Below are 23187 nucleotides of genomic sequence, written 5' to 3' on the forward strand. Positions count from 1 at the left end.
AGAAGAAATTGGTATTAGAACGTGGCGCGCAGGGCCATATCGACGCCGCGTGAGGCGGGCACGCCGCCGTAGTCGAAGCCGCCCGAGCCTCCGCCCCGCACCCCGGAGCCCCCGGCGGCTACTTCAGGGTCAGAACCGGTATAGTTCGTGAAGAGCACCAAATTGCGCCCCGTCACGCTCAGCTCCACGCCCTTCACCACGCCCGAGCCTCCCAGCCAGTTTTTGGGCAGGCTATAGCTGAGGGTTGCGTAGCGCAGGCGGGCCCAGTTCACCTCTTCCACAAACATGCCGCCCGCCGCACCCAGGATATCGCGGTAGTAGCCTTGGGTAGCTTCCACGGCACGAGTGTTGGGCACGTAGGTTACCGCACCGTTGGCGGGGTCAGTCACGGCCACCACGCCGTCAATCACAATGGGCTTGTAGCGGTCGAGCGTCCGCTCGCTGATGCCCACGCGCGTGGCGTACTGCGCGGTACCGTTATACACGACTCCACCCCGCCGGAAATCCCACAGAAATGTCAATCCCAATCCTTTATAAATTAACGTATTAGTGATTTGGGTGGTAAATTTGGGTGCTCGGTCACCCAAATAGGTGAAGTTGCCATTCAGAGTAGGGTAACCATTGGCGCCAATGAGGACTTCCCCATTAGGCGCACGGTTCAGGTCGGAGCCGGCAATACCGGTCAGCGGCAAGCTCGGAAAGGCTGCGCCCTGCACATAGTCTGACACCGAAGATTCGGACTGCGCCACGATGCTTAGCCCAATGGGCAGCTCGATTCGGTTGCGGTTGGCAAAGAAGTTAGCGCCCACGTCCCAGGTCAGGCCGTTGGGCTGCTTCACCGGCGTGCCGCTCAGGCTCAGCTCCAGGCCTTCGTTTATCACGTTCCCACCGTTCAGGTATTTGAAAACGAAGCCCACGGCCTGGCTCACGCGCGGCGCAATGAGCTGGTCGATGGTGGTTTGACGGTACACGGCTCCGTCGAAACGCAATCGGTTTTTGAAAAACTGCAGGTCCAGTCCCAACTCGTAGCTGCGGGTTTGCTCGGGCCGGAGCACCGGGTTTGAACCGTAGAAGCCATTGCGGAGGCCGCCGCCGATGAAGGTGTTGTTCGTGAGCGGCGACACTACCCGGTACGGGCCCGTGTCTTTGCCCACTTGGGCGATGGAACCGCGCAGCTTGCCGTAGCTCAGCACGGGGTTTTGGTCAAGGTTCAGCGTGCGCGAGAACTCCCAGCCCACCGCCGCCGACCCGTACCCAAAGCCCTTGCCGAAAATCTTGTTCTCATCGGGCCGCGGCAAGGTCGAGGACCAGTCGTAGCGCCCCGATACCTCCAGCGTCACCTGCCGGAACAAGTCCAGATTAATCCGGGCGAAGTTGCCGATAATGGAGCGCGTTGCGAAACGCTGCAACACGTTTTTATTAACGGTGGTATTCTGGCTTATGAAATTGGGGTTGTAAAAAATGGTGCCAATGAGGTCGTTCGACCGGCTATCATTCAGCTCCAACGCGTTGCCAAGTAGCAGCGAGCCCCGCACGTTTTGGCTGAACTCGTGCGAGAACGTAGCCAGCAAGTTGGAAGTCAGCACTTGGTTGAAATTCACGCTTTCGGCCAAGCCACCGTCTTGGTTGCCAGGCTGCGACGTGCCCACGGCCCGCACCGAACGGGTGCGCTCCTGATAGAAGTCATTGCCAATTACATAGGTCAAGTTCAGCCACTTGGCTGGCAGGTAGGTGAGCGACACGTTGCTGAGGAGACGGTTGGTACGGTCGCTCTGCGGGTTGCGGTAGATGGTAAAGTAGGGGTTGTCCGGGTCAGAGCCAGCGGCTCCGCCCAACAGGCGGCGGCGCGTGCCGTCCGGGTTCTCGAATACCCGGGCGTCGTCGTTGCGCGGCCAGTTGAGCAAGCTCAGGAAAAAGCCGCTGGGTTGGGCCGAGTTGCCAAACAAGCCCTGGCCCTGAAACGGACGCGTGCCGCCCGAGTTGATGTAGTTAGCGGAAGCCGATACGCTGAGCTTGGGTGACAGTTGGGCCGTGCCCGAGAGCCGTACCGAGGTCTTGTCGTACTCACTTTCGGGCACAATTCCATTCTGAGTGAGATGAGAAGCCGACAAAAAGAACGTGGCCTTCTCCGTACCGCCCGACATGGTGAGGAAGTTTTGAAAGGTGCGGCCTTTCTGAAAAACATTACCTAGGTTGTCGTACACAGTTTCGTTGGCGCCGAAGCGCGGCCCCCACGAGGTGCGGACGCCAGGGTCGAATACGCCGCCGGTGCCCTGCTTGTATGCCCCCTGCAACTTGGGCAAGCGGCTCACCTCATCTACCGAATACTGAGTGCGATAGGAGATGGCCGTGCGGCCAGCGCTGCCCTTTTTAGTGGTAATGATGACAGCGCCATTGCCAGCGCGCAGCCCGTAAAGCGCCGAGGCTGCCGGGCCCTTCAGCACCGTGATAGAGGCCACATCCTCGGGGTTGATGTCGGAGGCGCGGTTCGGGGTGCCCGCTGAGCGGCTTAGCGTGCCATTAAAGCTAGAGCCACCGCCCGGCACCGACGATTCGGCAAACGAGGAGTTGTCCATAATCACGCCGTCGATAACGAACAGCGGCTGGTTGTCGCCATCCAGCGAGTTGCCACCCCGGATGACGATGCTCGCGCCTTCGCCTGGTGCGCCGCCCGAGCTGGTGATGCTCACGCCGGCTACTTTGCCCTGTAAGGCGTTCACAATGTTGGGCTGGCGAGTGTCAATCAGCTCGTCGCCGCTCACTTGCTGGGCCGCGTAGTTCACCTGGCGCCGCTCCTGCTTAATGCCCAGCGAGGTCACGATGACTTCGTCTAGAGCTGCGGTGCTTTCTTTCAAGCGTATATCAAGGCTGCCATCGGCGGGCACGGGCCGCTCCTGCGAGGCGTAGCCGATGAAGCTGAACACGAGCACGGCGCCCGGCGAAGCTTCTACCGAGTAGCGACCATCGGTGCCAGTAGTGCTGCCGGTGGTGGTGCCTTTCACCAGCACGGTCACGCCGGGCAGCGGGATTTGGTCGGTGGCCGAAGTCACGGTACCCGCCACGGTACGAGCCGGCTGGGCCCAACCGGGAGGTGCCAGCAACACGCTCAGCAGCAGTAAGAGCAGCCAGTATTTTTTTTTCATAGGGATGGTGCTTGGGTGGGAAAAGAAGTGGAAATGACAGCCAACAAAAAAAGCCGGAGCCCCGGCGATACGCACCATCAGGCTCCGGCCAAAGAGGTCAGACAAAGCATTACGCTACTACAACACAAGGCTTTGTTATGCATAGAACAGTTAAAAGGTCGCATCAGCACGGGCCGTCATTGTTCCAAATGTGCGAAATATTCCCGTAATACTCACTCGGAACAGGCTAAAAATCCATTCATTAACACAGCGCAACTATCATATAAACATGGTCTTATTCATTTCAGGTCCACTCGCGGCTATTGCCACACTTTGATTACCGCCTAGCTTTCGCCAACTTTCCTTCCATTCCCACCGCTCTCCCCTGCTTCATGGCTTCTCCACTTGCTACACTGCCCGCTACGGCCGGCGCTCACTTGCCCGTCAGCCTCTATGCCGATTCGGAGTCGGCGTCGACGGCCGTCGCCCACCAGATTGCCGACCTGATTCGGGCGCGGGCCGCCGAAAGCCGGCCCTGTGTGCTCGGGCTGGCCACCGGCTCCTCCCCCACGCGGGTGTACGAAGAGCTGGTGCGCCTGCACCGCGAAGAGGGCCTGAGCTTTCAGAACGTCGTCAGCTTCAACCTCGACGAATATTATCCCATGGCGCCCGACTCGTTGCAGAGCTACGTGCGCTTCATGCGCGAGTACCTGTTCGACCACGTCGACATTCGGCCCGAAAACGTGCACATCCCCGACGGCACCGTGCCCGTCGACCAGATTGCCGAGTTTTGCCGACGCTACGAGGAGCAGATTCAGGAAGCCGGCGGCATTGATTTACAGCTGCTCGGCATCGGGCGCACCGGCCACATCGGGTTCAACGAGCCCGGCTCGGGCCCGGCCTCACGCACCCGTATCATTACCCTCGACCACGTGACGCGCACCGACGCTGCGTCCGACTTTTACGGCGAGGAAAATGTGCCGCGCCGGGCCGTGACCATGGGCGTAGGCACCATCCTCGAAGCCCACCAGATTGTGCTCCTGGCCTGGGGCGAGGGCAAAGCCGCTGTGGTAAAACGCATGATAGAGGGCGAAATAACCGACTCTGTTCCGGCTACCTACCTGCAACGCCACCCCGCCGTGCAGGTAGTGCTCGACGAAGCCGCTGGCGCCGAACTCACGCCCCGCAAAACACCCTGGCTGCTGGGCCTGCCCTGCGACTGGCACGATGCCGCCCTGGTGCGCAAGGCCGTGACCTGGCTGGCCCGCACGGTCACGAAGCCCATTCTCAAGCTCACGGAGGAAGAGTACAATGAAAACGGTCTCTCCGAGCTGCTAGCCCAGTCCGGCCCCGCCTACGACATCAATATCCGGGTGTTCAACGAGTTGCAGCACACTATCACCGGCTGGCCCGGCGGCAAGCCCAACGCCGACGACACCTATCGCCCCGAACGCGCGGAGCCGTTTCCCAAGCGCGTACTCATCTTCTCGCCCCACCCCGACGACGACGTAATTTCCATGGGCGGCACCCTGCTGCGGCTCGTCGACCAGGGCCACGAGGTGCACGTGGCCTACCAGACCTCGGGCAACATCGCCGTGTTTGATGACGAGGCCATTCGCTTCGCCGAGTTTGTGGCCGATTACGACCACGCCTTCCGCCTGCCCGGCGACGAGCCCGCCGACAGCCTCTACCACCGCGTAGCCGATTTCCTCAAAAACAAGCAGCCCGGCCAAGTCGATTCCGACGAAGTGCAGCAGATAAAAGGCCTCATTCGTCGCGGCGAGGCCAAAAGTGCCTGTCGTCTCGCCGGCGTGCCCGACGCCAACGCCCACTTCCTCGACCTACCCTTCTACGAAACCGGCCGCGTGCGCAAGAAGCCGCTGGGCGATGAGGACATCCGCCTCACCATGGAACTGCTCAACCGCATCCAGCCCCACCAGATTTACGCCGCCGGCGACCTGAGCGACCCGCACGGCACCCACCGCGTGTGCCTGGCCGCTATTTTCCAGTCTATCCATCAGCTCAAAGCCTCCGGCACGCCGTGGCTGGACGATTGCTGGGTGTGGCTCTACCGCGGCGCCTGGCAGGAATGGGACATCGACCAGATTGAAATGGCCGTGCCACTCTCGCCCCAGGAGCTCACGCGCAAGCGTCGCGCCATCTTCAAGCACCAGAGCCAGAAAGACCGCCCTCTTTTCCCCGGCGCCGACCAGCGCGAGTTCTGGCAGCGCAGCGAGGCTCGCAACCGGACAACCGCCAAGCTGTATGACCAACTAGGTCTGCCTGAATATGAAGGAATTGAAGCCTTTGTACGCTGGGGGTTTTGAGACAGATTGAACATCAACTCCCCTCCTCGGCTGAGGAGGGGACATTTTCGCGCCGCGAGAATTGGGGTGGTTGACCTCGTTGAACGACGGACGAACATCACCGCAGCACGATATTCTAACGACGTGGCTGTAGCTACGAAGTATTAGCTTCTGCTAGCTTCAGCACCAACCAACGACGTTCAACGCCCCCAACCACCCCCGTTTCAGCTTTGCTGAAACATCCCCTCCTTGGCAAGGAGGGGAGTTTTTCGTTCTTTCAGCCGCCCCTTTGAACTATTACCTCGCCCGCCTCGCCCACCTCGCCACCCAGCCCAGCCGCCGCATCATCGGCCTCATGTCGGGCACCTCACTCGATGGCCTCGACGTGGCCCTGTGCCGCCTCACCGGCCACGGGCCCGGCACGCAATTAGTGCTGGAGCACTTCCACACCGTGCCTTATACCGGTGATATCAAGACCCGTATCCGTGAGGTGTTTGCCCAGGACCTAGTCCGTCTTGAATACCTCACCCTGCTCAACCCCTGGCTGGGCAGCCTGCACGCTGCCGCCATTCTCGACTGCCTGCGCGAGTGGCAAGTATCACCCGAGGAAGTGGACCTCGTGGCCAGCCACGGCCAAACCGTGTACCATGCCCCCCAGCACCAGCACCGCCGCCCCGACTTCCCTCTAAACGCTACCCTCCAGCTTGGCGATGGCGACCACGTAGCCGTAGGCACTGGCATCATCACCCTCAGCGACTTCCGCCAGAAGCACGTGGCCGCTGGTGGCGAAGGGGCCCCCCTGGCCGCCTACGGCGACTTCCTGCTCCTGAGCAGCCCCGCCGAGGAACGGCTGCTGCTCAACCTAGGTGGCATTGCCAATTTCACTTACCTGCCCCGCACCGGCGGCGATGCCAGCACCGCTTTCAGTACTGATACGGGGCCGGGCAACACGCTACTCGATACCACCGTGCGTGCCCACCACCCCACCCTGCAATACGACGAGGACGGCCGCCTGGCCGCCGCCGGCCGCGTACACGAAGGCTTGCTCGCGGCGTTGCTTGACCACCCATTTTTCGCCGCCGCCCTCCCCAAAACTACCGGCCCTGAACTGTTCAGTGCCACTTATCTGGCCGAAGCCCAACAGCGCAGCGGCACCTCCGCCTTGGGCTTAGAAGACACCCTGGCCACGCTGGCTGAGCTAAGCGCCTTGGGCGTAGCCCGCGCCGTGCACGCCGCATTTTCCGAGCGGCCCGCGCCTCCGGCCGTGTACACCAGCGGCGGCGGCGCCCACAACCCCGCCCTGCTTGCGGCGCTGAAGCGGCATTTGCCCCAAGCCCGCTTCACCCCTACCGACGCGCTGGGCGTGCCTGGCGACGCCAAAGAAGCCATTCTATTCGCGGTGCTGGCCAATGAGGCGGTGGCAGGCACGCCGGGCAGAATCGGCGCGGGTCGGCAACGGGTGCCGGCGGTGGGCATGGGAAAAATTTCACTGCCGGGATAGGAAAACACGTGCAGCAACAAATAATTGCTTCAAACGGCAAAAAGCCGTCATGCCGGGAAAGTCCCAGGCATGACGGCTTTTTTACTCAGACATTTCTCCGCGTCGATTATATCGAGGGGTCGGCGGGCGTGGCGGTGTTGTTTTCCCTCTCTACACGAGGATAGGGATAAAAAGTGCGGTTGCGCTCAGCAGCCGGCGTGCCGGGACCGGGGCGGCCGAAGCGGCGGCTGTCACTGAGGCGGAAGCCCTGGAAAGCCAGCTCAATCTGGCGGTTGCGGTAAATCTCCAGCAATACAACATCGGTGGTGAGCGGGCCGGCGTAGGGCGGCAGGGCGGCTCCTACCCCAAACGGGTCTACCAGGGCCGTAGTAGGGGGCGTGGTGGTCGCCGGCGTTTTGGTCAGCACCCGGTTCAACTCGGTTACGGCGTTGGGCAGGTCGCTTTTGCGGGCATAAGCTTCGGCCCGAATCAGCAGCATTTCGCCGGGCAAATACACCGGAATGGGGGCGCTGTTGGCCGTGTAAAAGCCGGTGCCGCGGTTTTGGGTCGCCGTGGGGGCAGCGCGGACGTAAAAAGGTAGGCGCCGGTCGGCCGGGTCGGGCGCGAGGGCGGCCGGGAGGCCCAGCGAGACGTTGGTGGGTTCGAACACGTTCTTGTTGCCGAACGACGTCTCAAACAAGGGATTGCGGGTGTTGTCGTCGAAATTGAACACCGACCGTCGGGTCAGGTCGACTCGGCCAGCGGCGGCGATGGCCTTGTCGTAGTCGCCGGCTTCGAGGCTGTAGCGGGCAATGAGGGCCTGCAGGGTGTTGGGCAGGTCGATGCCCGGCGCAATGCGCGCGGTGAAGTCGGCCGAAGCCGGGTTGGCCGCCAGCTGCGTGGCCGCGGCTTCGAGTTGGGTCACGGCGCTGCGCAGCAGCGTGGTGCGGTCCACAAACGGGGCGTTTTCGCCGGTCACCAGGGGCGCCTGCTCAAAAAACAGGGCCAGGTCGCCCAGCGCCAGGGCCCGAAAGATGGAGGCGTAGGCCACGATGCCGCTGCGGGTGCCGGGCACCAGGGCGTTGTTGGCGTTGCGCAGCACCAGGTCGGCGTTGGCTTTCACCAAGTTGGCCTGGGTCCAGAGGTTGCGCAGCACGCCGTTGGCGTTGTTGGCGTTGCCGGCCCCGAGGCTGATGTTGAATTCTTCGATGTTGCCGACGTTGAGAATGCTCAGCTCGTTGGTGCTGAGCCCGCCAAGGGCCACCCGGTTGTAGAGCACGCTCACGAAACCGCCCGTGGTGTAGCGGGCCTGCAGGCCGTTGCAGAGGGTAATGAGCCCGTCCGAATCCCGCACCACCAGCTCCGGAGTCGTGGTACTGGGGTTGGTGTATTCTTTGTTGCAGGCGCTCAGCGTGAGCGAGAGCACTGCGGTGATAGCAATAAATTTCTTCATGATATGAATGACAAGAAGTGAGTTCGCGGGGCAGGGCCGGCCGCGCACGGAACGCGGAGCAGGCCCCCGGCCGCCGAACAATTAGAAGGTGGCCGCGAGCTTGACCTGGTAGGTGCGCGGAATGGGCACGTTGCCGAAGTCGATGGCGCGCAGCAGGTCGCTGGCCCCGCCGGCGCTGGTTTCGGGGTCGAAGCCGTTGTATTTGTCCCACGAATACAGGTTGCGGCCCACCAGGGTCAGGTTGAGCGCGCTGATGAGCTTGGTGAAGGTGGGCAGGGAGTAGTTCAGGGCCACCTCGCGCAGCTTCACGTACGAGCCGTTGTCGATGCGGAATTCCTGGGTGTTGTAGACGGCGAAGATGTAGCCGCGGGGCAGCGTGCCGCGCAGCTCCTGCTCGGCCAGGTCGCCAAGGCCCACGCCCTGGCGGGTCCGCTTGTCGGCGTTGAACACGTCGACGCCCTGCACGGCGTCAACCAGCACGTGCAGCCCCAGCTTTTTGTAGGTGAAGTTGGTGTTGAAGGAGCCCGTCCATTTGGGGTTCGGGTTACCAATCAGCACGTTGGCAATCGTGGTACCGGGAGCGGTGAGGCTGGTAATGGCGTAGCTCGGCTGGCCGTTGGCTTCGCGGGCCGGCGTAAACGTGGTGGAGCCCACGGCCTGGTTCGTGGTACGCTCGTCCTGCGGGAAACCCTGGGGCGTGAGCAGCAGCGAGCCGTCGGGGTTGCGGGCGTAGCCCGAGCCGTAGAACACGCCCGCCGGCTGCCCTTCCAGCAGGTACACCGGCGCGCCGGCCACGTTGTCGATGGAGATGGCCTGGGTCGAGTTGCCGGAGCCGGGCAGGCTCAGCACCTTGTTGCGGTTGCGGTTGTAGATGAAGGACACGTCCCAGGTGAAATCCGTCGTTTTCACGGCCACAGCGCTCAGCATGGCTTCGAAGCCGCGGTTTTCCATGGTGCCCACATTGTTGACGATGCTGGAGCCGCCGAAGGAAGGCGCGATGTTGCGGCGCACCACCAAGTCGGTAATCTTTTGGTAGTAGCCGGTCAGGCTCAGGTTCAGGCGGTCGTTGAAGAAGCCGAGGTCGGCGCCGCCTTCCAGCTCTCCCATGCGCTCGGGCCGCACCGCGGGGTTGGCAAACTGCGCGTTGGGCGTGATGGTGTTCCGCCCCAGGAAACCCACCGGGCTGTACTGGTACGTGCGTTCGTAGGCATTAATGCCGGTCAGGTTGCCGGCTTCGCCGTAGCTGGTCCGCAGCTTCAGGCTGCTGAATTTATTGGCAAAGCCCGCGTCTTTCCAGAAGCCCAGGTCCGACACCACCAGCGAGGCGCTCACTTTGGGGTAGAGCTGGTTGGTTTCCGAGCTCGAAAAGCGCGACGACCGGTCGCGCCGCAGGGCGCCCGTCAAGAACGCGAAGTTGCCGTAGCCCAGCGTGGCCTGGCCGTAGTAGCCGCTCAGGTCGGCCCGGTCAACGTTGTAGGACGAGGTGACCGTGGTGTTCGACGCCCCGGAAATAGTTTCAATGCCCGGCGCCAGGTTTTGGCCCTGCGTGGTGGCGTATTCCTGCTGGGCGTACTGGTAGCTGTAGCCCGCCCGCAGGTTCACCTTGAACTGCTCGCTCACCTGCCACTCGTAGCCCAGGTTCAGGTCCGAGTTGAGCTGCAGCACATTGTTGTTACCGTTGGCCGCGAAACCGCCGGGGTAGCGGGCGGCGGGCAAGCCGGCCACCGCCTGGTACGGGTAGGGCCGAATGTAACTGCGGCCCGCCTGTCCGTAGGCGTCCACGCCGAGCACGTAGTCCACCGAAAATGCCTTGAACGGCGTCAGGTTCACTTGCACGTCGCTCACCGTCCGGTTCACGCCCTGCGTAAACTTCATGTCCTCGATGGTGGACAGCGGGTTCACGCGGGTCGGCTCCACGGCCAGCAGGTTGCCGTTGGCGTCGCGCTGGTTGATGTCATAGATGTTGTTGGTGATGTTGATGGAGTTGATGGGGCTGTAGAACACGTTGCCGTTGGCCTTCTCGTTGGCGAAGCTGTTGATGTAGCTCACCCCCGCCGAAACCTTAGCCCAGTCCGTCAGGCGCTGGTCGACGCGGGCGCGCAGGTTGTAGCGCGTGAAGTCGGTGCCTTTGATGATGCCCTCGTTTTTGAGGTAGTTGGCTGATATGTAGTACTGCGTCCGCTCGCTGCCGCCGGCCATCGACGCCGCGTTGTCCGTGCCGTAGCCGGTCTGAAAAATCTCTTTGAAATAATCGTAGCGCGGCACGTCCACCAAGTTGGTGGCCAGCTGCGTGGTGGCGCCCGCCCGGGTAATGCCCGTGGTGGTCGTGCCGGGGTTGGCGGTCACTTGGGCCGGCGACACGCCCCCGATGGTGTACAGCCGCAGCCCGGCAAAGCCAAACTGCTTGCCGTAGGTATTCACCGGCACCGACTTACGCAGTTCGTTGACGTTGAAGCTAGTGGATACCGACACGCGCGGCGCGCCGGCCACCCCGCGCTTGGTGGTGATGAGCACCACGCCGTTGGCGGCCCGCGAGCCGTACTGGGCCGCCGCGGCCGCCCCGTTGATGATGTTGATGCTGGCGATATCGTTGGGGTTGAGGTCGGCCAGGCGGTTCTGGCCGGTGTTGGCCTGACCGACGTCGTTGGTTGCTGAGTTGCTCACGGCCAGCTGCGACACGTTGGTGCTGGCGTTGCTTACTATCACGCCATCAACGACGTAAAGCGGGTCCGACGAACCCGCCAGCGAGTGCACCCCGCGCAGCCGCACCGAAATGGAGCCGGCCGGGTCGCCGGAGTTTTGGGTAATCTGCGCGCCGGTCACCTTGCCTTGCAGCGAGTTCAGCAGGCCGCCCGAGCCGCTCTGCGTCAGCTCCTCACCTTTGATGGTGCTGATGGCGTTGCCCAGTTCCCGCTTCGGAGCGCTGATGGTGGAGCCCACCACCACTACTTCATCTAGCTTCTGCTTGGCTTCGGCCAGGGCCACGTCGGTGGTCACGGTTTCGGTTGTGCCTAGCGTGAGGGGCCGCGACACGGCCGCGTAGCCGATGAGCGAAATGGTGAGCGTGTAGGCACCAGGCGCCATCGTCACGGTCAGAACGTAGGTGCCATCGGCATTAGTGGCCGTGCCCGAGGATGTGCCGGTGAGCAGCACGGTGGCACCGGGCAGTTCACGGCCAGCGGCATCGGTTACCCGGCCAGTCAGAGTATACCGCTGGCCGGAGCCATCGGTGGGCTGTGCCCATGCCTGCGTGGTCAGCAAGAGCAGCAGAAGCAGGCCCGCCCAATACAGGGGCACCCTACTAAAAGAGTATATTTTCATCAAAGTGAAAGTTTTAGGGTGGGAAATAAGCCAAAATGTACAGTAATAAATCCGTAATAATGGAAAGCGAAACAAAGATTTTTTGCTCCCATCCTACCGCTGGGTTGGCTGGGTAGAATAGCCCCAGTCAATGAGCTCCTTTGGTTTCACGGCCGAGTCACTAATCAAAGCTGATGCTTGAACCGCAAAAGCTTCCGCAACCGCCTTTTAGCGACTCTCTTTTAGGCAGCCCGCCTTACGGCCATCAGCGCTTCGATTGCTTCGCTCAAACCATTCTGCGAATCATGACCTCTTTCCCCTTCCGCAATAAATAACGACCTTGCCCCCATGCAAACCACTACTCAGGCCGCCGTGGCTACCTCTGGCGCGCTGCCCCTCGCTGAAGCCTCGCAGCCCGGCCGCCTTATTTCGCTGGATGTCTTTCGGGGCCTCACCGTCATGGCCATGATTCTGGTGAATAATCCCGGCGACTGGGCCCATATTTATCCGCCGCTGGAGCACGCCGAATGGAACGGCTGCACCCCGACGGACCTCATCTTTCCGTTTTTCCTGTTCATCGTGGGCGTGAGCCTGGTGTATGCGCTGGATGGGGTAAAGCAAAAGGGAGGCCCGCAAGGCGCGGTGCTGTTGCGCGTGCTGCGCCGGGCGGCGGTGCTGTTTGGGCTGGGCCTGCTGCTGTCGCTCTACCCGAAGTTCGACTTTTCTACGGTTCGCATTATGGGTGTGCTGCAGCGCATCGCGCTGGTGTTTTTGGGGTGCAGCTTCCTTTTTTTGAAGACCAGCTGGCGCACCCAAGTGGGGCTGCTTGCTGGCTTCCTGGTAGGCTACGCGGTGCTCATGCAACTGGTGCCCGTGCCCAGCTACGGCCCCGCCAACCTGGAGCCCGGCACCAACCTTGGCGCTTGGCTCGACCGCCTGGTACTCAGCGAAGCCCACCTCTGGAAATCGAGCCGAACCTGGGACCCCGAAGGCCTGCTCGGCACCCTACCGGCCCTGGGCACCGGATTACTCGGCGGCCTCAGCGCGCAGTGGCTACGCCGCCGCGACCAGGAACCCGCCGCGAAAGTGGCCTGGCTGTTCGTAGCGGCCGGGGCCATTATCATTCTGGGGCTTCTGTGGGCACCGTGGTTTCCCATCAATAAAGCACTGTGGAGCAGCTCCTACGTGCTATATACCGGCGGACTAGCCATGGCGGGCCTGGCGGCGCTCTACTGGGTCTGCGACGTGCAAGGCTACCGCGCCTGGACCGCGCCCGCCCTGGCCTACGGCGTCAATGCCATTCTGGTATTCTGCCTGTCGAGCCTGCTCGTACGGACCTTTGGCCTGTTCCAGCTGATGGGGCCGGCCGGCAAAACGGTGGGGCTGAAGGAATGGCTGTACCAGTGGGGCATCGCCCCGCTCTTCACCGACCCGCGAAATGCCTCACTAGCCGGGGCCCTCATCCTGATACTGATTTGGCTTGGCATCCTGAGCTGGATGCGCAAAAAAGGCGTGATAGTGAAGGTGTAACTCTGTGATGTAATCTCAGCGGGTGTCATGCAGAGCGGAGCGGAGCATCTCGCGGGCAGCATTAATCCTTTTCCTGTACTTGCGATGAAATTACTATCCCGTGCGAGATGCTTCGCTCCGCTCTGCATGACGGTCTTATCTTGAGCGCGCTTTCTCCTACCTCATTCTTTTCATGAAAATTCTCATCATTGGCGGCGGCAATATGGGCCTGACTTACGCCCGTAGCTTTGTGCGCGCCCACATCACCTCGCGGCTCGATTTGCGGCTACTGGCCCGCTCGCCCGAGCGGGTGCCAGCCCTGGCGGCGCACGAAATCGGCACGGTGTGGGGCCGGCCGGCCGATTGCGTGCCGGGCGCCGACATCCTCATCTTGGCCGTGAAGCCCCAGGATTCACCCACCCTGTTCGAGGGCTTACGCGGGCTGGTGCAGCCGCAGCAGGTGGTGCTCAGTATCATGGCTGGGGTGCGCATTGCCATCTTGCGTGAGGCGCTGGGCACGCCCAAAGTTATTCGGGCCATGCCCAACCTGCCCGCCCAAATCGGAATGGGCATGACAGCATTTACGAGCACCGATGAGGTGACCCGCGCCGAGCTGGTGCAAGTACAAAACCTACTCTCGACCACTGGCAAAACCGTTTACGTGGAAGAAGAATCGGCCATTGATGCTGCCACGGCCATCTCGGGCAGCGGCCCGGCCTACGTGTACTACTGCATGGATGCCCTGATGGCCGCCGCCGCGCAAATGGGCTTCACCCCCGCCGAAGCCGAACTGCTGGTGAGCCAGACCTTTCGCGGCGCGGTCGAGCTGTACTCCCAATCGGGCCTGAGCTGCGGCGACTGGATTGCCAAAGTGGCCTCCAAAGGCGGCACTACCGAAGCCGCGCTCAGAGCTTTCGGGGCTGGTGCGGTGCGCGAGGGGCTGATGGCCGGTGCGGGGGCGGCGCGCGACCGGGCAGAGGAGTTGGGGAAATGAGTCACCTAGTGCGGTACAGCAACCCTGATACTTCGCGAAGCTATTTTATCACTTTTCTTTAACCTATGACAATCAAGACCTGTTTACTTTCCCTTCTCATCATCACCGCTTCCTTCTCCGCAGAGGCACAATCGGGCAAGCCAGCAGCGGCCCCGGCCACCAGTATCTCACCAAGTCATCGGCAAGCAGCTGAAACGATGCTGGGGCTGGTAGCATCGGCTGATACCTACAACAAAACCATTGACCAGCTACTGGCCGTGCAGATCAAGCAGAACCCGGAGATGCAGAAAGTAGAGCCGGAGATGCGGGCCTTTTTCACCAAATACATGAGTTGGGAGGCCTTGCGGCCGGAAATCGCCGCCATCTACGCCCGCGAATTCACGGAACCAGAACTGCGCGAGATAATCAAGTTTTACCAGACTCCCACTGGCAAAAAAATGGCCACTCGCTTACCGCAGCTCATGCAAGCGGGCATGGAAGTCAGCCAGCGCCAGGTACAGGAGCACCTGCCGGAACTGCAAAAAACAATTAAGGACAAGATGGCGGCGGAGAAGTAACCTTCCCCCGCTTCTTCGCTTCAAGCCACTTACAGCTGTCCTCAAGCTGAACGACTTGGCTATGCCCCCGCGGGGGCCTGTGAGGTGCTCCACCCGCACCGTCGCACCAACCGGAGGGAGCTTTACGGCAGCTCATAGCCCGCAAAATCCTTACGCAGCTGGGTTTTGAGCAGTTTGCCGGTAGCCGTATGCGGCAGTTGTTCCACAAATTCTACGGCATCGGGCTCCCAGAATTTGGCCACTTTGCCCCGGAAAAAGTCAAGCAACTCCTGCGCCGCGACGTCCATGCCGGGGCGGCGCACCACTACCAGCAGAGGCCGCTCGGCCCACTTGGCGCTGGGCACGCCAATGACGGCGGCCTCGGCCACGGCGGGGTGGGCCACGGCCAGGTTTTCGAGGTCGATGCTGGAAATCCACTCGCCGCCGGACTTGATGACGTCCTTCGAGCGGTCGGTGATTTGCATGTAGCCGTCGGGGTCGATGGTGGCCACGTCGCCGGTGCGGAACCAGCCATCGGCGGTGAGCTCGCCGGGCGTACCGCTGCCGAAGTAGTCGCGCACCACCCACGGGCCCCGCACCAGCAGGTCGCCGAAGGCCACCCCATCCTGCGACAATTCCCGGCCGTCGTCGCCCACTATTTTCATGTCGACCCCAAAAATTGCCCGGCCCTGCTTGACGCGGATGGGCAGGCTCTCGGCCGGGGTCAGATTTCGATGCTTGGCCTTGAGGTGGCCACTGGTGCCCAAGGGGCTGGTTTCGGTCATGCCCCAGGCATGGGTGATGGTCACGCCCAGCTCGTTTTCGAAGGCCGCCATCAGGGCCGGCGGGCACGACGAGCCACCCACGATGGTGCGCTGCAGCGTGGTGAAACGGCGCTGGCCCTCGCGCATAAATTGTAGCAGCCCCAGCCAGATGGTGGGCACCCCGGCCGAAAACGTCACGCCTTCGGTTTCGAACAGCTCGTACAGGCTGGCGGCGTCCATGCCGGCACCGGGCAGAACCAGCTTGGCGCCGTTGAGCGGTGCCGCGTAGGGCAAGCCCCAGGCGTTGACGTGGAACATCGGCACTACGGGCATTACCACGTCGCGGGCCGAGCAGCCGAGGCCATCGGGCAGGGAAATACTCAGCGCGTGCAGCACGGTGGAGCGGTGCGAGTAGAGCACGCCCTTGGGCTGGTCGGTGGTGCCGGAGGTGTAGCAGAGCGAGCAAGCCGTGTTTTCGTCGAACATTGGCCACTCGTAGTCGGCTGATTCGGCCGCCAGCAGGTCTTCGTAACTGCACAGGCCGGGCAGGCCCGAAGTAGCAGGCAAGTGCTGCGAGCCCGCCATAAGCACCCACTTTTCTACCTTGGGGCACAGCGGGGCCAGCTTTTCCACCAGGGGCAAAAAGGTCAGGTCAAAGAACAGCAGCCGGTCCTGGGCGTGGTTAATAATGTAAACCAGCTGCTCGGGAAACAGGCGCGGGTTGATGGTATGGCACACCGCGCCGATGCCTGCCACGCCAAAGTAGAGTTCAAAATGCCGGTGTGTATTCCAGGCCAGCGTCCCCACCCGGTCGCCGTTCTGGATGCCCGCTTTCAGCAAGGCCTGGGCCAGCTGCTTGCTGCGCTGTCGGGCCGCGGCGTAGGTGTAGCGGTGGATACTGCCCTCGGGCAGACGCGACACAATTTCGGTATCGCCATGCCACTTGGCGACGTGTTCGAGTACGCTGGCCACGCGCAGCTGGTCGGCCATCATCAATCCTAACATAGAGAGCGGGTGGGAATAGTGGATAGGCCCGTAAGGTAGCAGGTGGCGGTGCATTTTCCATTACCTCACTTGAGTGCCGTGGGTTGAGTTTGGCCCACGCATAAAAACGGTCGGCGCCCGTGTGGGGCGCCGGCCGTTGGCAGCTTTCAACCTGGTTTCAGTACAATTGGCCGCCCACCGACAGGCCGCTGGGCACCTGGGCCGGCACCGTTTTATCGAAACTGTCATCGGTGAGGGCACGCAGAAATTCTATCAAGTCGCTGCTGCGCGTCACCCGGGGCTGAAGCAGCGGGTCGAGCTCGCCGACTGGTACGTTGACATCCAGACGCTCGCCGTCTCTAATGCGGTCGTAGAACACCATTACATCCTCCAGTGTCGGGTGCTGGCCGTTGTGCATGTAGGGGGCCGTCAGGGTCAGATTGCGCAGCGAGGGCGTCCGAAAGGCGTGGGTGCCCCGGTATCCATTATCGGCTTCGGCGAGCTTGGTGTTGGTACCCACGCCCAGCACGTGCGTTTCGTAGTCGCTGAACATGGGGCCTTTGTGGCATTTGTTGCAACCGTTTTGCAGAAACAGTACCAGGCCGCGCTTCTGGGCTTCGCTCAGTGCCGCGGCGTCGCCTCGGCGGTAGCGGTCGAAGGGCGAATTGTTGGCCAGCAGGGTGCGCTCGTAGGCGGCCAGGGCCTTGCCCAAATTGACCGCCGAAATAGCATCGGCTGGGCCGAAGGCGGACCGAAAAGCCGTCTGGTAGGCCGGAATTGCCCGCAGTCGGGTCAGCACACTATCCACAACGGCAGCCGGGGCAATATCGGGACCGCGCATCTCCTCAAACGTGGTGATGGGCAACAGCGCTTGTTCTTCGAGCGACTGGGCCCGCAGGTCGAAGAACATCGGAGCTGCCGTCGGCAGGTAGCTCCCGTGGGCGTCCATGCCATTGAAGGCCACGTTGAGCAACGTCGGCGCGTTGCGTTTGGTGAACACTGGGTTGGCCCCGGCACGGAAGCGACGGCCGGAGCCCTGCCCCTCCCCGCCCACGCCGATGGGCAGCTCTAGGCCGTCGGCATAGCCGAATTTGGGGTGGTGGCAAGTAGCGCAGGCCACCTGCCGTGTACCCGAAAGCACCGGGTCGTAGAACAAAGCTTTACCGAGCTCCACCTTTTGGGGCGTACGGGGGTTGTCGGCGGGGTCGGTCGCGGTCAAGGGTAGCGCGCCGATGCTTTCCTCCGGACTCACTTCCAGGGCACTGGGCTCGCAGGCAGCCAGCGCGACGAGTCCGCCCGCGGCCATTCCGGTCAGCAGTGCAAAGGCTTTAATAGAAAGCATAGATGATGAAGCTAAAAGGTGTAGCCTGCCGTCAGCACGGCGTGGTCGCGCAGCCGCACCGAACCGCTTTCGGATTTGAGCAGCAGTCGGTTTTCCAGTCCCAGCTGGTAGTGCGTCCTGACCCGAAACCCGAAGCCGAGCGTCATGCTGGGCAGCACGCTGTCCAGGTTTTCAGCCACGGCGCCGTCGGGGAAGTTGATGCGCAGCTGCTCGCGCCAATACTGCGCGCCCACGCCCAGCGAGGCGCCAAAAGCCCGGTGCGACTGGTAGCGGTAGCCCACGTTCAACAAGGCCGCATCGGCGGTGAAAGCACTCGTGCTTTTGCGGAATAAATGGGCGTAGCCTAACTGTACAAATAGCGCCCGCGTGGGGTTGCGCAGCGGCCGGCTCGCCTCCACTCGCAGGCCCGTGCCCAGAGAATAGAAGCTGGACTTGGGCAGCTGCGCATTCAAGAGGCCATCGACCCACACAGTGTAGTGGGGCACTTGTTGCGCCCGCACCTGCATACTCAGCAGGACCACCAACAAGATAAGGAACCAGCTTTTCATCGGTTAGAGTGTGATAAAGCCGAAGGGTAGATGTGTGGAGCCTTAAGCTAGAAAGACTTCGTACGGCCTATGTATCACGAAGCTAGCACCCATCCTTACCCTCCAAAAGTGCCCAATGGGTGAAGCGCCCAAATCCAGGGCTGAAGCGACAAATCAGCATGGGCGAAGCACTCGCTGGGCTAATGCGGTGGAGGCCATATAATAACCACTTTGGGGCCAAGGCACTACCTATCCGGGTGTCCCGCTCGTGGGTGCCATAGCGCTAGTCGCGAAGACTCCCCACTAAAACAAGTATGCCGAACACGCCGCTCATCAGAAAAAGCGACAGCAGTAGGCAACCTCCTCGCCTACCAACTCACAAGTTTTACAAGCGACGTGAAAAGTGTGAGAACTTCAGTGAACTCACACTTTCCGTCGCAGGTAAAAAATGTGTGAGTCCGCTGAGGTTCTCACACCATTTCTCACAGCTATAAAAAGTGTGAGACAGGGTTGGGGAGAAACGACCATGGTACCAGCCGGAGGCGCACCTGTTTCTGAACTACGAAAAGCAGCAGCAAGGCCGCTATAATCAGCAGCAGGCGATTAGGGCCGTTCAGGCCTGTGACGAAACGCCGCATGGAGACCATAAATGAGGGAAATTGCTTGTTCATCCGCCTAACCCGTGAGCAAGCAATAGCAGCAGCAAGCAGCCCACGCTCACCAACAGCCCCACAATAGCCAGTGCGCTAAATAGGCCTTGCCACGATGGCGGAGCCGTGAAAGTGAGGAGCCAGGTCAAGCCTGTCAGCAGCAAGGCGGCTGGCAAGAGCACGCTGTCGCGGGACTAGCCAATGCTCTGACCCGAGGGTTGAGCAGCCACAAACCCAGGCTGAGCCATTCGTTCAGGTACGAGGGGAAGGCGGCAGGCACCGTGCGGGGAGGAAGGCGGGTGTCGGGCCGGAGGCGCTCATTCGGCATCGTAGAGTTCGACCTTTGCGTTGACTAGCTCGACTTGTTGGCGGTCATTCTTGAGCCAGAGGCGGGCCTTGTCCACCCGGTCATCCGTCTCGATGTAAAGCGTCAGAGGCAAGTCCTGGTTGGCCGCGTGCAGGGTTTGGAAAGCGCTCAGCGTCTCCGCTTCATCGAAGGAGTCTACTCGGATTTTGCGTTTGCGGCCATAACCAGCATCGACCTGCAGTAGCATACTGCTAGGGATAGGTTTAGCGTTCGGTTCAAACATAACCTTAGTGTACAAAGTCATATCTGGACTGGTGGGGCAACCAGTTTCTTCAGCATTGAAATAGCCCACGGAATAACGGTAGAGTTTCAGGGGTTGGCTGAATTGAATCTTCCAGGGGTAGGTCTTTAGGTAGGCATCCCACTGGGCTGTACTGAGTGTGCGAGTGCGAATCTGCTGCTGCACGGCGGGCGGGAGCTTGGCCTGTTCCTGCTCAATCATGAGCGAGCGGTTAGCCGCCTCGTTGAAGCGCTTGAAGTCAAAGTCGATTTCCCGCGCCTCGTAGCGGCCGAGCAGCACCTGGTTCTGGCCGGAAAGCCAGACCACGGCCACGCCTTTGGGCAGCAGGCACAGCGTCAGCGAGTGGTAAGTTTCGTGCTTGTTTTCCTCAATATTCCAGAATCCCTGCTGGAGCAGGTCATGAATACGCCGCTGCGGCAGGAGCCAGTGACCTTCATAGAACTTGTCTTCGGTGTAGGAGAACCAGCGCACTTCCAGGCTGTCGGGAGCCGGGGCCGTGCCGTCGCCGGTGCTCCATCCGATGTGAGAGAGGCCCCAGTCGCCTTCGAGAAAGCCGGGGGCGACGGGGAAGCTCTTGCCGTCGGAGGTGAGAAAGCGGCCTTCAACCACTTCCATCGGGTAGCCCTCGGCGGCGGCTGGGGCCGCCGACAAGCGAAAACGCTCGGTTTGGTATGGTTCCAATCGGTGAAAATAGTGGTAAGTCGCCAGGGCCGCTAATAGCAGGCCACCCAGCAGGAGGTAAAAAAGAGGCTTGAACATGGGAGCAAAGGTCGGGGCTAGCCGGCCAGCACCAGCCGGCAGGGAACGCCCTGCGGGCCGGGGCGGAACTCGAAGCCCAATTTCTTGTCCTTCCACGACAGGTGCAGGTAGTGCTGGCGCAGCCACCGGTAGTCCGTCTCGGCCAGTGGGGCCGTCAGTGGCTGAGCCTGTGGGTTCCCGGCGTGGCTCAGCGCGTACTGCTCCAGCTGAGTTTTGACGGCGAACAGCCGCGAGCCTGGGGCAATGACGTAGCGGATGCCACGCTCTTCCTCCGCGTTGGGGCTACCCAGCGCCAGCCCATTCTGTTGGGCCAGCTTGAGCATGATGCCTAGGGCTACGTACTGGTAGGTATTGGGCAGGTGGCGAGTGCCTACGAAAATAGATTCTTGCCCGCTCCGGCTCCGGAAGCTGCGGTCCTCTAACTGGTCTGCGCCATACCAGCCGCGGCTCTTGAAAAAGGGCAGCGCACTCAGCGTGCGTAGCGTCGGGCTATAAATTAAGGTTTCGGTAAGCGTTTGAGCGTAGCCGCCGCCAATATCGGAGTGGGCGCCGGGCAGCAGCAGCTCCACGCCTTTGCCCTGCCGAAGCGCGCTGGCGATGGTGGTTAACGAGAAATTGAGACGGTACTCATCAGCTGCCGCCAGGTGTACCACGCGCACCACCTGTGGGTCGGGGTCGAAGTTCAGGTGCAGCTCAGGCACGTCGTTCTGAAACGCCTTGTCCCCGTCGCGGGCGTGGCGGGCTGCCTTGGCCTTCCAGCCAGCCTCGCCTGCCTCATCGCCCGATTCATCAAACGAGGACACCGAATCGAAGAGCCCAACGAACTTAATGGTCACCACGGCCGGCTTCACCCCTAGCGCCCGGCACAGGTTGCTGGCCCGGCCCCGGGAGTCGGCCCGGCGGGCGCAGAAGTGGCGGGCTGCCGCCGCTCCCCGGCTGAAACCGAACGCGTACACCGTCAGCTCCTCCAGGTATTCACCATTGTTAGGCTTAAGAAGCTTTTTTATAGCAACGCGCATATCATCAATTCCTTTGGTCACTCGGTCCACAATCCCGGTTGGTCCCGAGCCGAAGCCACCACCCGGTGTGTCGTCGTCCTCATCGTTGGTAGTGCCGATGCCCTCTACGTACACCGAGGCGATGCGCTCCCCAGGAACCTTCTTGTTGTGCATGAAAAACAGAATGGCCACGTTTGAGTAGTACTGCGCGTAACTGCCTCGGCTATCTTCTGACGTGAACAAGCCGGGCGTCATATACGACGAGTCCTTGAGCCGCTTCGTGATGTTGCTCTGGTTATTGCCCGTGCCATCGAAGAAGATGGCCGCTTTGACTTTGACGCCTACTTTGCCGGGGGCGGGCTTGGGTGGGGCGCCCACTTTAACTTTGCCGATGCCCGGCTGCTGGCTCTGCATCATGCGGTGAAAGGTCGAGCTCATGCGTGGTCGTCGTTACGGGTGGTCGATTCGGTTTTGGCTGGGTCGGGCAGCAGCAGCAAGGGCGCCAGGCCCAGCAGCGCGGTGCGGCTGGCCTCGGCCTGGGCCACCGGCGGCGGGGCCGGCACCGCTATTTGCAGGGTGTTGAGGATGCTCACCACCCCACCCACGGCGCAGCGGATGGTACTTTTTTCCAGCAGTGGGTGGCAGCCGTCGGTGAGCACCGTCACCAGCTCAAACGCCTCTTCCCAGCGCAGCAGCGCAGGCACGCAGGGCTGATTATTTTTCAGGGCGCAGGTGCCGAAAGGCACAAACGTGGTGTCGAGCGTGGTAGCCACTAGCTTGCCTTGCAGCCATACACTCTGGTTACTGGTTACTTGCAGCATGCTGGGCACGGTGCCCTTGTCGCAGCGGCAGGGCGCGCCGCCGCACACGAGCTCTTGTCCTTCTTGTTCCTGGCTCATATCGTAGGTAGAATGGGGGTAAAGGTGAGGTGATATTCTTTGCAATACAGCTCGCGGTAGGCGCAGCGCACCGTCAGGTGTACCTCGGCGGGCAGGCCGGTGCCCGGCGCGAAGCTGTGCGTGGCCTCGTAAGAAAAAAGCACGTCGGCGGGCGCGATGGCTGCCGACTGGCCGAGCGTGGCCCGCAGGTACTCGGCCACGGCCGCCACGTCGGTGGCCGCGGCGTCGAGGGTGCCCCGCAGGCGTAGGACGACTTGCCCGGACGGGCCGGCGTCGGCCAGTCGCAGGGTTTCGATAAAGTGCAGGGCTAGCCCGTCGAAGAACTGCGGAAACGTGCGGGCCCGTGTGTACTGGCAGTTGTCGGCGAAGAGCTGCGCGTAGAAGCTGCCCGGCAGAGCCGCGTACAGGTAGTCATAGGCCAGTGAGGACTCCAGGCCGGCGGGGTGGGCTAGTTGCCGATCCACGCCGGCCACCAGGGCATCCACCAGTGCGCTGGGCTCCGGGTAGCGGCTCGCCAGCTCCTGCCGCAGGCCCGCCCAGCGGGCCCGGATGGCGGCGTGGTTTACCAGCCCCACCAGTTTGCCGGTGGGGGCCAGAGCCAGCTCCAGGTCGGCGTAGAGGTCGGCCAGCCGCAGGCCGATTTCGTCGAAGGAAGTACGGTCGGCTTTGTGCAGAACCGAGGCCGAGGTGCGGAGCCGCAGCTGCCATTTGGTTTCGGCCTGCGTCAGGTGCAGGCCCACGGTTTTTTCCAGGCTGGTCAGCCGTCGGTCGCCGACTACGAATTCAGCCCATTCCGACCGTATGGTGTAGGCTATTTCGGCCGTCGTGGGCCGCAGCGCCAGCACAACCCGCCGCGGGCTGGGGGTGAGCGGGGCGGGAGAGTTGATGGTGCCGACTGACTAAGTATCCCCCGTTAGTTGAATAGTTGGCACAATCGCCGGTGCTGAAAAGGTAGA

Annotated in this window: 16 protein-coding genes; 5 read left to right on the forward strand and 11 right to left on the reverse strand. The window is 61.9% G+C overall.

What is annotated here, in order from left to right:
• Positions 1 to 14: 14 nt before the first annotated feature.
• Positions 15 to 3143: a SusC/RagA family TonB-linked outer membrane protein gene (locus tag WX88_RS17040; protein WP_046245605.1), complete on the reverse strand. Its 3129-nt coding sequence runs from the start codon at positions 3141 to 3143 to the stop codon at positions 15 to 17.
• A 371-nt stretch (positions 3144 to 3514) separates the two neighbouring features.
• Here WX88_RS17040 and nagB point away from each other — a divergent pair, with 371 nt between their 5' ends.
• Positions 3515 to 5449 (forward strand): glucosamine-6-phosphate deaminase, encoded by a 1935-nt coding sequence (nagB, locus tag WX88_RS17045; RefSeq protein ID WP_046245660.1) that lies wholly within the window; start codon positions 3515 to 3517, stop codon positions 5447 to 5449.
• Positions 5450 to 5717: 268 nt separating this feature from the next.
• The gene (locus WX88_RS17050; protein ID WP_046245606.1) at positions 5718 to 6929 is read left to right on the forward strand and encodes an anhydro-N-acetylmuramic acid kinase; all 1212 of its coding nucleotides are present in this window, start codon (positions 5718 to 5720) and stop codon (positions 6927 to 6929) included.
• Positions 6930 to 7035: 106 nt separating this feature from the next.
• Here WX88_RS17050 and WX88_RS17055 read toward each other — a convergent pair whose 3' ends face one another.
• Positions 7036 to 8361: a RagB/SusD family nutrient uptake outer membrane protein gene (locus WX88_RS17055; protein WP_046245607.1), complete on the reverse strand. Its 1326-nt coding sequence runs from the start codon at positions 8359 to 8361 to the stop codon at positions 7036 to 7038.
• Between the two features lie 81 nt (positions 8362 to 8442).
• On the reverse strand, positions 8443 to 11682 hold the full coding sequence (locus tag WX88_RS17060; protein WP_046245608.1) for a SusC/RagA family TonB-linked outer membrane protein: 3240 nt from the start codon (positions 11680 to 11682) through the stop codon (positions 8443 to 8445).
• A gap of 327 nt (positions 11683 to 12009) precedes the next feature.
• Between WX88_RS17060 and WX88_RS17065 the strand changes: the two genes are divergently transcribed.
• The 3 genes from WX88_RS17065 to WX88_RS17075 all read left to right on the forward strand — a co-directional run bounded on the left by WX88_RS17065 (position 12010) and on the right by WX88_RS17075 (position 14721).
• A complete protein-coding gene (locus WX88_RS17065; RefSeq protein WP_046245609.1) occupies positions 12010 to 13191 on the forward strand; it encodes an acyltransferase family protein in 1182 nt (393 codons plus the stop codon).
• A 172-nt stretch (positions 13192 to 13363) separates the two neighbouring features.
• Positions 13364 to 14164: a pyrroline-5-carboxylate reductase gene (gene proC / locus WX88_RS17070; protein WP_046245610.1), complete on the forward strand. Its 801-nt coding sequence runs from the start codon at positions 13364 to 13366 to the stop codon at positions 14162 to 14164.
• Positions 14165 to 14229: 65 nt separating this feature from the next.
• Positions 14230 to 14721 carry a DUF2059 domain-containing protein gene (locus WX88_RS17075; RefSeq protein WP_082116110.1) on the forward strand — a complete coding sequence of 164 codons (492 nt, stop codon included), beginning with the start codon at positions 14230 to 14232 and terminating at the stop codon, positions 14719 to 14721.
• A gap of 122 nt (positions 14722 to 14843) precedes the next feature.
• On the opposite strand, the gene WX88_RS17080 is transcribed toward WX88_RS17075, so the two are convergent.
• The 8 genes from WX88_RS17080 to WX88_RS17115 form a co-directional block, all read right to left on the reverse strand.
• A complete protein-coding gene (locus WX88_RS17080) occupies positions 14844 to 16469 on the reverse strand; it encodes a 3-(methylthio)propionyl-CoA ligase (RefSeq protein ID WP_046245611.1) in 1626 nt (541 codons plus the stop codon).
• Between the two features lie 157 nt (positions 16470 to 16626).
• Complete coding sequence (locus WX88_RS17085) at positions 16627 to 17790, reverse strand: cytochrome-c peroxidase (RefSeq protein WP_046245612.1); 1164 nt, start codon at positions 17788 to 17790, stop codon at positions 16627 to 16629.
• An 11-nt stretch (positions 17791 to 17801) separates the two neighbouring features.
• A complete protein-coding gene (locus WX88_RS17090; RefSeq protein WP_046245613.1) occupies positions 17802 to 18338 on the reverse strand; it encodes a PorP/SprF family type IX secretion system membrane protein in 537 nt (178 codons plus the stop codon).
• A gap of 467 nt (positions 18339 to 18805) precedes the next feature.
• Positions 18806 to 18955, reverse strand: a complete 150-nt coding sequence (locus WX88_RS17095; protein ID WP_156176218.1) for a hypothetical protein — start codon at positions 18953 to 18955, stop codon at positions 18806 to 18808.
• Positions 18956 to 19284: 329 nt separating this feature from the next.
• The gene (locus WX88_RS17100; RefSeq protein ID WP_046245615.1) at positions 19285 to 20334 is read right to left on the reverse strand and encodes a DUF2931 family protein; all 1050 of its coding nucleotides are present in this window, start codon (positions 20332 to 20334) and stop codon (positions 19285 to 19287) included.
• Positions 20335 to 20351: 17 nt separating this feature from the next.
• Entirely contained in the window at positions 20352 to 21770 is a 1419-nt protein-coding gene (locus tag WX88_RS17105; RefSeq protein WP_082116112.1) for a phospholipase effector Tle1 domain-containing protein, read from the reverse strand.
• Positions 21767 to 22231, reverse strand: coding sequence for a PAAR-like protein (locus WX88_RS17110; RefSeq protein ID WP_046245617.1), 465 nt, complete (start codon positions 22229 to 22231; stop codon positions 21767 to 21769). Before WX88_RS17110 ends, WX88_RS17105 begins: the two co-directional genes overlap by 4 nt.
• Entirely contained in the window at positions 22228 to 23076 is an 849-nt protein-coding gene (locus WX88_RS17115) for a hypothetical protein (RefSeq protein ID WP_046245618.1), read from the reverse strand. The genes WX88_RS17110 and WX88_RS17115 overlap by 4 nt, the downstream gene beginning before the upstream one ends.
• Between the last annotated feature and the right edge of the window lie 111 nt (positions 23077 to 23187).

Source organism: Hymenobacter terrenus (genome assembly GCF_000972495.1).
Taxonomy (GTDB): domain Bacteria; phylum Bacteroidota; class Bacteroidia; order Cytophagales; family Hymenobacteraceae; genus Hymenobacter; species Hymenobacter terrenus.

What these genes read in the sequence shown, in the direction of transcription:
- WX88_RS17040 (WP_046245605.1), bottom strand. Translation starts at nt 3,143, where the DNA reads ATGAAAAAAAAATACTGGCTGCTCTTACTGCTGCTGAGCGTGTTGCTG.
- nagB (WP_046245660.1), top strand. Translation starts at nt 3,515, where the DNA reads ATGGCTTCTCCACTTGCTACACTGCCCGCTACGGCCGGCGCTCACTTG.
- WX88_RS17055 (WP_046245607.1), bottom strand. Translation starts at nt 8,361, where the DNA reads ATGAAGAAATTTATTGCTATCACCGCAGTGCTCTCGCTCACGCTGAGC.
- WX88_RS17060 (WP_046245608.1), bottom strand. Translation starts at nt 11,682, where the DNA reads ATGAAAATATACTCTTTTAGTAGGGTGCCCCTGTATTGGGCGGGCCTG.
- WX88_RS17065 (WP_046245609.1), top strand. Translation starts at nt 12,010, where the DNA reads ATGCAAACCACTACTCAGGCCGCCGTGGCTACCTCTGGCGCGCTGCCC.
- proC (WP_046245610.1), top strand. Translation starts at nt 13,364, where the DNA reads ATGAAAATTCTCATCATTGGCGGCGGCAATATGGGCCTGACTTACGCC.
- WX88_RS17075 (WP_082116110.1), top strand. Translation starts at nt 14,230, where the DNA reads ATGACAATCAAGACCTGTTTACTTTCCCTTCTCATCATCACCGCTTCC.
- WX88_RS17080 (WP_046245611.1), bottom strand. Translation starts at nt 16,469, where the DNA reads ATGTTAGGATTGATGATGGCCGACCAGCTGCGCGTGGCCAGCGTACTC.
- WX88_RS17085 (WP_046245612.1), bottom strand. Translation starts at nt 17,790, where the DNA reads ATGCTTTCTATTAAAGCCTTTGCACTGCTGACCGGAATGGCCGCGGGC.
- WX88_RS17090 (WP_046245613.1), bottom strand. Translation starts at nt 18,338, where the DNA reads ATGAAAAGCTGGTTCCTTATCTTGTTGGTGGTCCTGCTGAGTATGCAG.
- WX88_RS17095 (WP_156176218.1), bottom strand. Translation starts at nt 18,955, where the DNA reads ATGCGGCGTTTCGTCACAGGCCTGAACGGCCCTAATCGCCTGCTGCTG.
- WX88_RS17100 (WP_046245615.1), bottom strand. Translation starts at nt 20,334, where the DNA reads ATGTTCAAGCCTCTTTTTTACCTCCTGCTGGGTGGCCTGCTATTAGCG.
- WX88_RS17105 (WP_082116112.1), bottom strand. Translation starts at nt 21,770, where the DNA reads ATGAGCTCGACCTTTCACCGCATGATGCAGAGCCAGCAGCCGGGCATC.
- WX88_RS17110 (WP_046245617.1), bottom strand. Translation starts at nt 22,231, where the DNA reads ATGAGCCAGGAACAAGAAGGACAAGAGCTCGTGTGCGGCGGCGCGCCC.